Source organism: Pseudomonas sp. NyZ201 (genome assembly GCF_049860765.1).
Taxonomy (GTDB): domain Bacteria; phylum Pseudomonadota; class Gammaproteobacteria; order Pseudomonadales; family Pseudomonadaceae; genus Aquipseudomonas; species Aquipseudomonas bharatica.
This window is the reverse complement of sequence record NZ_CP187557.1, coordinates 3,007,935-3,020,257: the sequence shown is the minus strand read 5'-3', so window position 1 is coordinate 3,020,257 and position 12,323 is coordinate 3,007,935. Positions and strand designations below refer to the sequence as shown.

At 65.2% G+C, this 12,323-nt stretch carries 9 protein-coding genes; 5 read left to right on the top strand and 4 right to left on the bottom strand.

All coding sequences use genetic code 11. The features are described from left to right. Positions 1-37: 37 nt before the first annotated feature. On the bottom strand, positions 38-1,438 hold the full coding sequence (locus ACPFMA_RS13485; RefSeq protein WP_425930496.1) for an acyl-CoA reductase: 1,401 nt from the start codon (positions 1,436-1,438) through the stop codon (positions 38-40). Continuing rightward, a complete protein-coding gene (locus ACPFMA_RS13480; protein WP_425930495.1) occupies positions 1,435-2,793 on the bottom strand; it encodes a hypothetical protein in 1,359 nt (452 codons plus the stop codon). The genes ACPFMA_RS13485 and ACPFMA_RS13480 overlap by 4 nt, the downstream gene beginning before the upstream one ends. Positions 2,794-2,986: 193 nt before the next feature. Between ACPFMA_RS13480 and ACPFMA_RS13475 the strand changes: the two genes are divergently transcribed. From ACPFMA_RS13475 to ACPFMA_RS13455, 5 genes are all read left to right on the top strand, one after another. Continuing rightward, positions 2,987-3,826, top strand: coding sequence for a metalloregulator ArsR/SmtB family transcription factor (locus ACPFMA_RS13475; RefSeq protein WP_425930494.1), 840 nt, complete (start codon positions 2,987-2,989; stop codon positions 3,824-3,826). A 357-nt stretch (positions 3,827-4,183) separates the two neighbouring features. Next, positions 4,184-5,872 carry a DUF1302 domain-containing protein gene (locus ACPFMA_RS13470; protein WP_425930493.1) on the top strand — a complete coding sequence of 563 codons (1,689 nt, stop codon included), beginning with the start codon at positions 4,184-4,186 and terminating at the stop codon, positions 5,870-5,872. Between the two features lie 13 nt (positions 5,873-5,885). Further along, the gene (locus ACPFMA_RS13465; protein WP_425930492.1) at positions 5,886-7,250 is read left to right on the top strand and encodes a DUF1329 domain-containing protein; all 1,365 of its coding nucleotides are present in this window, start codon (positions 5,886-5,888) and stop codon (positions 7,248-7,250) included. 51 nt (positions 7,251-7,301) lie between these two features. Beyond that, positions 7,302-8,363 (top strand): WD40/YVTN/BNR-like repeat-containing protein, encoded by a 1,062-nt coding sequence (locus ACPFMA_RS13460; protein ID WP_425930491.1) that lies wholly within the window; start codon positions 7,302-7,304, stop codon positions 8,361-8,363. 58 nt (positions 8,364-8,421) lie between these two features. After that, the gene (locus ACPFMA_RS13455; RefSeq protein WP_425930490.1) at positions 8,422-10,884 is read left to right on the top strand and encodes an efflux RND transporter permease subunit; all 2,463 of its coding nucleotides are present in this window, start codon (positions 8,422-8,424) and stop codon (positions 10,882-10,884) included. Between the two features lie 143 nt (positions 10,885-11,027). Here the strand turns inward: ACPFMA_RS13455 and ACPFMA_RS13450 are convergent, their stop codons facing one another. Next, positions 11,028-11,804, bottom strand: a complete 777-nt coding sequence (locus ACPFMA_RS13450; protein WP_425930489.1) for an SDR family NAD(P)-dependent oxidoreductase — start codon at positions 11,802-11,804, stop codon at positions 11,028-11,030. A gap of 54 nt (positions 11,805-11,858) precedes the next feature. Then, positions 11,859-12,323, bottom strand: a complete 465-nt coding sequence (locus ACPFMA_RS13445; RefSeq protein ID WP_425930488.1) for a VOC family protein — start codon at positions 12,321-12,323, stop codon at positions 11,859-11,861.

The window sequence follows — 12,323 nt, the reverse complement described above, 5'->3', positions numbered from 1 at the left end:
AATAAGGCACCAAGGCTGGACAAGCTAAGTCACCGACTCACCCCTCATCATTGATCCAGCGCACGAAGCGCTGCAGCGGATTGAAACCATCGTGCGGCAGGCCGGCCTCGATGCCCGCCGAGCCACCGATGTTGACCACCCGCTGCGCACCCGCCGATGCCAATGCATCACGCAGCAGCGCCTTGCGCTCCGGCGGATAGACGCCCACGGTCTGGGTGGCGATGTTCACATGGCGGATGGCGTCGCGCAGGTCGTTGACCTGCACCACGTTGACGATCTTGCCGTCGGGATGGAAATCCACCGGGTCCTCGGAGCGGATCACCAGCCCTTCCCCGCCATAGCCGCCCCACACGCGATAAGCCGGCGCCAACATGCGCAGGCCATCGATCTCGTCGCGCAACCCGCCGGGCACCCTGGGGCCGATGGCCGATGCCGTGGGCCGCTCGACGTTCATGCGCTGCTGCAGCAAGGCGCAGTAGCGGTCGACCTGCTCGGTCGTGCCCTCGATGAACTGGAAGCGACTGGAGGCACAGGCCTGCTGGTTCATCAGGGTGGCGTCAAACGCCGCACGGTCGGCGACGCTTTCCAGGACCTGCTGCGAGGCGAACACCTCGCGACCGATGAAGGACACCGAGGTCTTCGGATCGAATGACACCAGTTCGAAGCCCGGGCCGATGTATTTGCTGACGCTGCGGATGGCGCTGTCGCCACCCCAGGCCACCACCTTGTCGAAGTACTGCGGGCGGAACAGGGCACTCTCGACCTGCTCGTCGCCACCGCGCCAGTACGCCGCCGAGAACGAGCGGGTCAAGGGGTGGCCCGGCGCTACGCTGGCCATCCCGCGCAGGATGGCGGGTGCGGTGAACAGGTCGTTGGAGGGCAGCTTGAGCAGGTGCACGCCCTTGGTCAGCGCACCGCGGACCACGGTCAGGGCGGACACCCCCGGTGCATTGCCGGCGACGATATGGATCAGCCGGGGCGGGAACGCCCGGACGCGGGTCGGGCGGCCACTGGGGGCGTCATCCACCAGGCGCCAGCCATCGATCACGTCCGCGCCGCCCAGCTCCGTGCGCAACTGGAACTCCAGCCCGGCACGGTTGAACGGCGCGCCGATGTTTTCGTAGGAGAACTCCATGATGTTGCGCGGCAAGGTGCCCGTCTTCAGCGAGTGTTCCAGTGCCTCGGCCACCAGCCCCTGGGGGTCGGCCTTGAGCCATTGCCCGGTCTGCTCCAGCACGTCGATGATTTCGCTGACCGGGGTATCGAACGCAGGCCCGGGCTTGTCGCGGGTCCACACCAGCTTGTCGAGTTCCAGGCGAGGGGTGGCGAAGCGCGCAGCGCTCGGGCCGTACTCGCATTCGCCACCGGCGATCGCCTCGCCCTTGATGACGTGGTGGACCGGGGTCGGAACAGCCTGGTTGGCAAGGGAAGTGGTCATTCTGCAAGCGCTCCACGGATATAGGCGTCGAGGGTTCCGGCACAGCCGATGTGATCGTCCTGGCCGATCTGGGCGAAACGGCTGATGTTGTCCAGCAGGGTCGGGCCATGGCGGCCACAGGGGCAGGTCTCGGAAAAGTCGAGGGTGACCTTGTCACCGGTGATCACCCCGCCCCAACGCCCTTCGAAGAGCAGGTCGAGGAAGGCGAAGCGGCCGATGGCCTGGCCTTCGGCATCGGCATCCGCCGGCCCGAGCAGGCGCTCGCCCGCCTCGTCGGTAACCAGCCAGATCAACCCGGGCGCACGGTGATAGCGCCCCGCCTCGCAGCGCGGCATCAACTGGGCGAGCTCGGTCATGCCGTAGGCCGCCGGGCGGATGACGTCGCCGTAGAAGCGCGCCACCTGCTCCTTGTAGTCCTCCGGCAGCGGCACGCCCTTGATCCCGCCGCCGGCCTGGACGATGGTCTGCGGGTGGAACTCGCCGTCGCCGATGCCACGTTCGCGGGCGCACTGGATGATCATCATGTGCTGGGACCACAGCCCGGTAATCATGATCGGCTCGTGGCGGTGATCGAGGATGAGCTCGGCGAGCTTGCGCATGTCCGCCGCACCCTTGAGCGCCTGGGCCTTGGCGTGTTCCTCGAATGCCTTGATCTCCTCGGGCAAGGCGCTGCCCTCGGCGATCGCCTTGCGCATCGCGGCGCCGCGACTGACCTCGGAAATGAGCAAGGGTTCTTCGGTCAGGGCATGCATGGCGCCTGGCTTGCCCCAGTTGATCCGCCCGATCTGCGCGGACTCGATCGCGCTGTTGTAGCCCTTGATCGGGCCCAGCCAGAACAGCGGCCGATTGGGCTCGGACCGCACATGGGGCCAACCGGTGGCGTGCTTGAAGTGAAGGGTCTTGTTCTGCTGGTCACCCTGGGTCTGGTTGAGAAACGAACATTTGCCGCTGGAGCCGCTGGTGGCCAGCGGACGATGGCCGGCGGCATAAAGCCGGTCGAGCCATTCGTCGATGTTGCGCACGCCGCTGACATCGACGTTGCCGAGGTCGGCGACCGACAGCGTTTGCATCCATTGCAGCAGGCGGTCCCAGCGGTTGTTGTCGATGAAGGATTGCGGATAGGACTTGTAGACGGTGTGGGCGAACAGCAGCGGCACCAGGTCCTCGAGCCGCTCGATCCGGCTGATACCGGCTTCCTCGGCGCGGTGGCGCAGCAGGGGAATCTGCTGGAGGCGTTCTTCGAAGAGTTCCTGGGCGGCCCGGACCTGAAGTGCATGCACCTGGTCGGCGGGCTGGTCGAATGCGACATCGGGGTCGAGAATCTGGGCCAGCAGTTGCTTGCGTAGGGAGGTCATTGCTAGTTTTCTCCGCATTATTCTTATATGTGAACATCGTTTTGTTTTCCGCGAGAAATTAATAGACCTATTGCGCTGCCACGTCAACGCCCGGGAAAAATTTCATGAATGTCGTCTCATGTAATACATTCGGGAGCACCGGGGTGAGTCCCGAGCTTTTCACTCATCGAACCCTGCACAAGCGAGCGAAGATATGTCAGCAAACACTAACCAATCCCGACAGCTTGCCGGCTTGCTGGGCGCCCTGGCTGACGCGACGCGGCGCGGCCTGTTCGAATCGCTCGCCAAGGGGCCGTGCTCCGTGGGCGAACTGACGCAGCGCACGACGGTTACGCGCTCGGCCGTTTCCCAGCACCTGAAGGTGCTCAAGGACGCCGCGCTGGTGCAGGAGACCCGCAAGGGCCAGCAGCACATCTACGCCGTCAGCGCCAACGCCCGGGCCTTGCTGCTGCAACTGAGCGGCTATGCCCTCGATCTCGGCAACCAGGCGAGCGCATCGACCCACGCCGCGCCCCCCGGGCCCGCCACGGAAACGCCAGGCCATGCCGGTGCGGCTGCGGATGACGTGGGCTGGGGCGCCCTTAGCGAGGAGGTCGAGCCCCGGAACGTGGGGCTGGTGGCGCGGGTTTACATTCTCGGCGAGCGGATGCAAAGGCTGTTCATCCAGACCGCCGCGAAACACCGCCTGAACGTGGGCGAGGCGATGATGCTGGGGACCTTGAAGCGACTCGGCAGCGAGACCGCCTGCACCCCCACCCAGCTGGGCCAACTGTCGTTGATTTCACTGCCCGGCATCGCCAAGCGGCTCAATCGCCTGGAAGCGCTCGGCCTGGTGGAGCGGCTCGTCGATGCGCGAGATCGGCGCTCCGTGCGGGTGCGCCTGACCGCCGGCGGGCGGGAGGTGTTCCAGGCCATCAGCCAGGAGCAGTTCGGGTGCAATTACGCCGCGTTCCATCGGCTGTCGAGCGAACAGCAGGGCCAGTTGGACGAGTCGGTGCGATTGCTCCTGAAGAGCATGCCGGAGCCCACCTGAGCGCACCCCGGCGACATGTTTGATAACAAATCCGCCGCCGCGGATTGACGCCCTTCCCTCCCGCCCCGCAGCGCTTGCTCCAAGCTACAGTCCTTGGGCATCTATTTGAATTAATTGATTTTATCTTCCTTTCCCGACAGCGTTCAGGCCTCTGCGACAGGGGCTGTGCACGCCTGTATGAAACGCGCGTATGAAATAAATGCCGACGCATCCGCAGCGCTCGCTTGTGCTGCGACGGGTTTATTTATATATACTCGGCGTACACCTATCTGAACGCAGTTCATGATTTTGCTCTACCCGTAACAGCAGATGGGCACCGCTTCGCGTGATCACAACTACAAGAAATGAGGACACCCAATGCAGCGCAAGTGCAGACCAATCGCCCTCGCCTCGACGGCCGCGCCCCTCTCGGCCGCCCTCTTCGGCTTTTCCGTCCTATGGGCCAGCCAGGCGAGCGCGTTCAGCATCGACACCGGCAATCCCGACCTGAGCATGAGCCTCGACACCACCGTGCGCTACAACCAGGGATGGCGGGTTTCCGGGCGCGACAAGGCGATCGCCAACAACGTCAGCTTCGACGAAGGCAACTACCTGTTCGATAAAGGCGACGTCATTCTTTCGCGCCTGGACCTGTTCACCGAGTTCGACCTGAACTGGCAGGACAAGTACGGCCTGCGGGTCAGCGGTGCCGGCTGGTACGACCACAATTTCCCGGACGACAGCGAAAGCGCTCCAGGCCTGCAGGCCCAGGCCAACTACCGCAACAACAAGTACTCCAGCGTGGTGCGCCGCTACTACGCCGGCCCGTCCGCCGAATTCCGCGACTACTTCGTCTGGGGCAACTTCAACATCGGCTCCACCGACCTCAACCTCAAGGCCGGCCGCCTGGCCTGGCTGCCTGGCGAGTTCCTGTTCGGCAACGGCAGCAGCCTGTCGTACTCGATGTCGCCCAACGACGGCCTGCTCAGCGACCTGAGCCCGGGCGCCTCGGCCAAGGAAACCGCCCTGCCGATCGGCCAGGTCGCGGCGACCTGGCAACTGCTGCCCGAGCTTTCGGTGATGTTCCAATACACCTACGAATTCGAGCCGTCACGCGTCTCCGAAGGCGGCACCTACTTTGCTGTCAGCGATGGCGCGCTGCGCGGCCCCGATTTCCTGGCGCCGGGCGTGGGCCGTCGCGACGCGATCGAAGGCGACAACGGCGACATCGCCGTGGGCCTGCGCTGGTCGCCGGAATGGGCCAGCGACTCCAGCTTCGGGCTCTGGTACCGCAAGTTCGACGACAAGTTCGCGAGCTGGTCCAACCAGGTAGTCGTCGCCTCCGCCACCGACCGCTATGCGCGCGCGGTGCACGCCAAGGACATCGAGCTGTACGGCCTGACCTGGAACGGCGTGTACAAGTCCGTCGGCCTGGGCGCCGAGGTCAACTACCGCACCAACATGCCACTCAACTCCACCGGCGCCTTCCTCGCCATCGGCCAACCCGAGCCCGACCTCGAAGGCGCCCGCGGCGACACCGTGCATGCGTTGCTCAGCGGCGCGGTGACCATCAACAAGAACCCGCTGTTCGACAGTGGCTCCATCGCCGCGCAGCTCGACTACACGCACCTGGTGAAGGTCACCGACAACAAGGGCATGTTCAACGCCAGCGAGAGCGAAGGCGGGTCCGTCGCCGGCCGTTGCGCCGACAAGGAATTGCTGCGTGGCTGTTCCACCCGCAATGCCGCAGCCTTCAGCGTCTCCTTCACCCCGACCTGGCAGCAGGTGCTGCCCAGCGTCGATGTGTCCTTCCCGCTGTTCCTGACCTACGGCCTGTACGGCAACCCGGCGGCCAACAACGCCGGCATCCCGCCCGAGGACTCCTACCTGGTAAAACTCGGGCCTCGCCTCGAATACTTCTCCGGCGCGATGAAGCATCAGTTCGACCTGGCCTACACCCACCGCGACGGCCGTACCGGACGGATCGGCGGCGCCGAGCAATTCAGCGGCCTGGCCTTCCTGCACGACCGCGACACCTTGATCCTCACTTATCAAACCGCGTTCTGATGGGAGCTTGAACATGAATTTCCGAAATGCAGTGTTGACCGCCACCGTCCTGGGCGTCGGTGCGGTTCATGCCGTCCAGGCGGCCGATGTCGCCGACCTGGGCAAGAGCCTGACGCCCTGGGGCGCGACCGTCGCCGGCAACGCCGCGGGCACCATCCCGGCCTACACCGGTGGCCTGCCCACCTCGACCCGTCCTGCCGGCTTCGAGGCGGACTCGGGCTTCTGGACCAACCCCTATGCCGATGACAAGCCGCTGTACGTCATCACCGGCAAGAACGTCGACCAGTATGCCGAGCAGTTGTCCGAAGGCACCAAGGCGCTGCTCAAGCGCTTCCCCGAGACCTACAAGGTCACCGTCTATCCCAGCCGGCGCAGCGCCAACTACCCGGATTGGGTCAACCAGAACAGCATCGCCAACGCATCTCGCTGCAAGACCATCAATGACGGCGTGTCAGTGGAAGGTTGCTTCGGCGGCATCCCCTTCCCCCTTCCCAAGAGCGGCAACGAGGTGGTGTGGAATGCCCAGTTGCACTACAAGGGCGAGTCGGTGCTGACCAGCGGCCAAGGCTGGTACGTGGACGCCAAGGGCAGCAAGGTGCTCACCGCCGGCGTGCAGAACCGCGGTGAGTCGCAGTACTACAACAAGTCCCTCGACGCCGCGACCTTCGCAGCCAATGGCCTGTACCTGACGCAGTTGAACATCTACAACGCCCCGGCGCGCAACGTCGGTGAAGGCAACCTGCTGAAGTACTACGTCGATCCGGTGAAGAACCCGAACGCGTCCTGGAGCTATTCACCCGGCCAGCGCCGGGTAAGACGCTCGCCGGATGCCGAGTACGACTTCCCGGTCGCCACCTCCGGCGGCGCCATGCTCTACGACGAGATCTACATGTTCTCCGGCAAGCAGGACCGCTACGACTTCAAGTACCTGGGCACCAAGGAGATGATCATCCCGTACAACAACTACGACTGGATGAAGGCGACCCCGGACCAGTTGCTGGCTCCCAACCACCCGAACCCGGACGTGATGCGCTGGGAGCTGCACCGGGTGCATGTAGTCGAAGCGACCCTCAAGCCCGGCATGCGTCATGTCCAGCCCAAGCGTCGCCTGTATTACGACGAAGACATCCTCGCCGCCGGTATGTCCGACGCCTGGGACTCTTCGGGCAAGCTGGCCAAGGCGATCTACACCCCGTCCTACCAGTTGTATGACCATCAGATCCCGCATGCCTCGTCGTACTGGATGTACGACTTCGCCACCGGCGTCTACTACCACTCCTCCATCGTGGGTGCCGCCAAGGGGCTTCGCGTCAGCGAGAAGCTCCAGCCCGATTCGTTCTTCACCCCCGAATCGCTCGCGCGTCAATCCCAACGCTGATGCACAGGGGCCTGCGCCAGGCGGGCCCCCTCGCCACCCTGGAAGAACGTTATGAAATCACTGACTCGGGGGCTGGCTCTGAGCGTCGCCCTCTGTGCAACCCTCGATGCCACGGCATTCACCGATCCGCTGGACCAGCCGGCGCGCCTCTCCGAGCGCGCCGTTCGCTCTGCGCTCTACGGCCTGACGGCCTCCGCCAGCACGCACGTCGTGGCCGTGGGCCCGCGCGGCCATATCCTCCATTCCGACGACGGCGGGGACCACTTCCTGCAAAGTGAAGTGCCGCTGAGCAGCGACCTGGTCAGCGTCTGCCTGGTGAACGGAACCCTGGCCTGGGCGGTCGGCCACGACGGCGTCATCCTGCACAGCACGGATGGCGGCAGCACCTGGACGCGCCAGCTCGATGGCCGCCAGCTGGGCCCGCTGGCCGTCGAGCACTACGCCCGCCTGCCCGCCACGACGCCCGGCCTGGACCGCGCCAAGGAATACGCTGCCGCGCTCGCGGCGGACGGGCCGACCAAGCCGCTGTTCGACATCTATTTCGAAGACGCGACCCACGGCTGGGCCGTGGGCGCCTACAACCTGATCCTGCACACCGAAGACGGTGGCCAGCACTGGGTACCATGGATGGAGCGCACCGAGAACCCGGACGAGTATTCGCTGCACGCCATCCGCAACATCGCCGGGCAAATCTACGTGGCCGGCGAGTTCGGCCTGCTGCTGCGCCTGGAGCGCGACAGCCAGCGCTTCATCAAGCTGCAGACGCCCTACACCGGCTCCTTCTTCGGCATCACCGGCGACCAGGCCAGCCTGGTGGTCTACGGCCTGCGCGGCAATGCCTGGGCCAGCAACGACCAGGGCAGCACCTGGCGCCAACTACAGACCCACACCGCCAATGCCATCAACGCCGGGACCCTGCTGGCCGATGGACGACTGGCCCTGGCGACGTCCGCCGGCGAACTGCTGGTGGGTGACCTTCAAAGCGGGTCGCTGCAGCTGCAACCCCGCTCGCCGGCCACGCCGGTCTACGGGCTGTCACCGACCGCCAGCGGCCTGCTCACCGTCGGCCCGGACGGGGTGAAGCGCCTGTCGCTGGAGCACGCGCCGCTGTAGCAGCTGGCCACTGTCAGCGCACGTACCTGCCTTCAAAACGAGAGACCGCCCGATGGCCATGAACCACGACCAACATAACAACAGATACCCCGTCATCACGCGACGCGAGGACTTCGACGAAGCCACCGGCAACCCGTTCGAACGGCTGATCTTCAATCACAGGTTGCTGATCATCGTCCTGATCACCCTGGTCTCGGCGCTGCTGGGCTGGCAGGCGACCCGGCTGGTGGTCAACGCCAACTTCGACCGGATGATCCCCAGCTCGCACCCCTACATCCAGAACTTCTTCGACAACCGCAACGAGCTCGGCGGGCTGGGCAACAGCCTGCGCATCGTGGTGGAAAACACCCAGGGCGATATCTTCGACCCGGCGTACCTGCAGACCCTGCGCGAGGTGAACGACGCGCTGTTCCTGATCCCCGGCTTCGACCGACCGTGGATGAAGTCGCTGTGGACCCCGATCCTGCGCTGGACCGAGGTCACCGAGGAGGGCATGCGCGGTGGTCCGGTGATGCCCGACCAGTTCGACGGTTCTGCGGCGAAACTCGACGAGTTGCGCATGAACCTGAATCGCTCGGGCGCGGTCGGGCGGGTGGTGGCCAACGACTACAGGTCGAGCCTGGTGGTCGCGCCACTGCTCGACCGCTACGCCGACAGCGGCCTGCCGATCGACTACAAGGCACTGTCGCAGAGCCTCGAGGAAAAGATCCGCAGCCAGGAACGAGAAGGCATCCGCATCCACATCGTCGGCTTCGGCAAGCTGGTCGGCGACATGATCGACGGACTGGGGCGGATCGTCGCCTTCTTCGGGATCTCGGCGCTGATCGCCACGGTGTTCGTCCTCGCCTACACGCGCTGCCTGCGCAGCACCCTGATGCTGGTGGTGGTGTCGATCCTGGGGGTAGTCTGGCTGCTCGGGCTGATGCACCTGGCCGGCTTCGAGCTCGACCCCTACACGGTGCTCGTTCCCTTCCTCATCTTCGCCATCGGCCTGTCCCACGGGGCACAGAAGATGAACGGCATCATGCAGGACATCGGCCGCGGCACGCACCGCTACGTGGCCGCGCGCTACACCTTCCGGCGCTTGTTCATGGCCGGGCTCACCGCCCTGCTGGCCAACGTCGTGGGCTTCGCCGTGCTGGTCATCGTCGACATCCCGGTGATCCGCGACCTGGCGCTGACCACCAGCATCGGCGTCTCGGTGCTGATCTTCACCAAGCTCATCCTGATCCCGGTCCTGCTCTCCTACACCGGCGTCAGCGCCAAGGCCGCCGAGCGCTCGTTGCGCGAGCAGGAGGGCGCGTCGGGGCCGAGCACCCCGGTCTGGTCGTTCCTCAGCCGTTTCACCGAGCGCAAATGGGCGGTGGGTGCGCTGCTCTGCGCCGCCGGCCTGACCCTGGTCTCGCTGCTGGTGCGCCATGACCTGCAGATCGGCGACCTCAGCGCCGGTGCCCCGGAACTGCGCGCCGATTCGCGCTACAACCGCGACGTCGCCTACCTGACGGCCCACTACGGGCTGTCGACCGACCAGTTCGCGGTGATCGTCAAGACCGCGCCGAATGTCTGCGACCGCTTCAGCAACCTGGTCGAGGCGGATCGCCTGGGCTGGGAGCTCAGCCACGTGCCGGGGGTGCAGTTCACCGAGTCCTTCGCCACCCTCACCCGCCAGGGTGTAAGCGGCACCTACGAGGGCTACTACAAATGGAACAGCATCATTCGCGAGCCGCAATCCCTGGGCTTCGCCGCCTCCCGGGTGCTGATCAACAACCCGGACTCGCTCAATCCCGCCTGCTCGGTATTCCCGGTGATCGCCTACCTGGAAGATCACAAGGCCGATACCCTGTCGGCGGTGCTGGAGCGGGTCGAAGCTTTCGCCGCGGAGCACGACAGCGATGAGGTGCAGTTCCTGCCCGCAGCCGGCAGCGCGGGCATCGAGGCGGTGACCAACATCGTAGTGAAAACCTCGTTCTACAAGATGCACGCCCTGCTCTATGTCGGCGTCGTGCTGCTCTGCTTCATCACTTTCCGCAGCTGGCGCGCAGTGATCGTGGCGGTCATCCCGTTGCTGATCACCTCCTTGCTGTGCGAAGCGCTGATGGTCTGGCTCGGCATCGGGGTGAAGGTCGCAACCTTGCCGGTGATTGCCCTGGGTGTTGGCGTCGGAGTCGACTACGCGCTCTATCTGCTGTCGGTGCAGCTAGTGGTGCAGCGCGGCGGCGCCAGCCTGAAGGAAGCCTACCAGGCCTCCCTGCAGTTCACCGGCAAGGTGGTCGCGCTGGTCGGCCTGACCATGGCCGCCGGCGTGATCACCTGGGCCTGGTCGCCGATCAAGTTCCAGGCCGACATGGGCATACTGCTGGCCTTCATGTTCATCTGGAACATGCTTGGCGCGCTGATCCTCATCCCGGCGCTGTCCTGCTTCCTGCTCAAGCGCCCTGCCGCCAGCGGGCCGTCGGCGTCCGCGCCGGCGAGCACGGCGAGTCGCACGGCAGCACAGGCCGGTACGCCTTCAACGGTGTAGGAAGCGAGGTCTTTGGCCCCTGCAATGCAGGGGCTTTTTATTGCGTGGGCGATGGGGGGTGCGCAACGCCAAGTGCCAGACAAACAAAAGCCCCCGCAAGCACTGCTTGCGGGGGCTTTCGCGTATGCCAGCCGGTAGTGCCCTCAGCTAACCAGGAAACCACCATCGACAGCCAGGAGTTGCCCGGTAACATAACGCGACGCAGGGCTGGCGAAGAACAATGCGGCGTTGGCGATATCCTCCATCTCGCCCATCCCGCCCAGCGGCACGCGCCCTGGGCCCAGGATAGGACCTTTCAACTCGATCGCCGCCGAGGCCGCACGTGCCCCCGGCGTCGGGATGCCGCCCGGCAGCACGGCATTCACCCGCACACCCTCGGGACCGAACTCCAGGGCCGCCGTGCGGGTCAGGCTGTTTACCGCGGCCTTGGTGGCGTTATAGGTGACGTTGTGGTGCACCACCGCCTGCTGGGACGATACCGACGAGATGTTCACGATGGCCCCGCCACCGGCGGCCTTCATATGGGCAATCGCCTCGCGCATGCACAGGAAGGTGCCGCGCAGGTTCACCGCCTGCAACTTGTCCCAGAAGGCCACATCCACTTCCAGGAACGGCCGTTTCGGAAAGATCGCCGCATTGTTGACCAGCACATCGACCCGGCCGAAGGTGGCGAGGGTGGCATCGAACAACACGCTGACATCCGCTTCGCTGGACACATCGACCTTGATCGCCAGCGCCTGGCCCCCGCCCGCCTTGACCGAAGCGGCCACCGCCTGGGCGGCTTCGATATCTAGGTCAGCAATCACCACGCTTGCCCCTGCAGTTGCATAGGTTTCGGCAATGCAGCGGCCAATGCCTGCCGCAGCCCCAGTCACGACCGCGACCTTGTCATCCAGACGGAAGACATCCAGCGTGCTCATACTCGGTTCCTCTTGTAGAAATGCAATGGGTCAGCGAGGCAAGCGCCGGCGCAATCAGGGTTCGTCGATCCAGCGGCACAGGCCCGTGGCCAGCTCCGGGGTCGTCAGTTCCACGAAGTAGCCGAGGGCCTGCAGGGTATCCAGGTGAAGGATGCTCGAAGGAGCATCCGGCGCGGCGTCGAGCAGGGGGTGAAAGCACACCTCGCTGCCCGCCGGACGCTGGTTCATGTCATCGGTGATGTAGCCCAGGTGGAAGATGCCTTCGCCGCGCTGCTCGAGCCATTCCCGAGCGGTGCTGTCGCCGATGCCCGGCGCGACCATCTCCAGGTATAGGTCGCCCCAGCGCGCGAACGCATTGGCGTTGGCGATGTGCACCGTGCGGCCGCGGTACCAGGCGTGGTAATTGGTATCCAGGCGCTTGAAGGGCCCCAGGCCGAGCATGTCGCGGTAATGCTGCATGCCGGCCTCGATGTCGCGCACCACCACGCCGATCTGGTAAAGCCGCCCGTGCACGCCCAT

What these genes read in the sequence shown, in the direction of transcription:
- ACPFMA_RS13485 (WP_425930496.1), bottom strand. Translation starts at nt 1,438, where the DNA reads ATGACCACTTCCCTTGCCAACCAGGCTGTTCCGACCCCGGTCCACCAC.
- ACPFMA_RS13480 (WP_425930495.1), bottom strand. Translation starts at nt 2,793, where the DNA reads ATGACCTCCCTACGCAAGCAACTGCTGGCCCAGATTCTCGACCCCGAT.
- ACPFMA_RS13475 (WP_425930494.1), top strand. Translation starts at nt 2,987, where the DNA reads ATGTCAGCAAACACTAACCAATCCCGACAGCTTGCCGGCTTGCTGGGC.
- ACPFMA_RS13470 (WP_425930493.1), top strand. Translation starts at nt 4,184, where the DNA reads ATGCAGCGCAAGTGCAGACCAATCGCCCTCGCCTCGACGGCCGCGCCC.
- ACPFMA_RS13465 (WP_425930492.1), top strand. Translation starts at nt 5,886, where the DNA reads ATGAATTTCCGAAATGCAGTGTTGACCGCCACCGTCCTGGGCGTCGGT.
- ACPFMA_RS13460 (WP_425930491.1), top strand. Translation starts at nt 7,302, where the DNA reads ATGAAATCACTGACTCGGGGGCTGGCTCTGAGCGTCGCCCTCTGTGCA.
- ACPFMA_RS13455 (WP_425930490.1), top strand. Translation starts at nt 8,422, where the DNA reads ATGAACCACGACCAACATAACAACAGATACCCCGTCATCACGCGACGC.
- ACPFMA_RS13450 (WP_425930489.1), bottom strand. Translation starts at nt 11,804, where the DNA reads ATGAGCACGCTGGATGTCTTCCGTCTGGATGACAAGGTCGCGGTCGTG.
- ACPFMA_RS13445 (WP_425930488.1), bottom strand. Translation starts at nt 12,323, where the DNA reads ATGGGCGTGCACGGGCGGCTTTACCAGATCGGCGTGGTGGTGCGCGAC.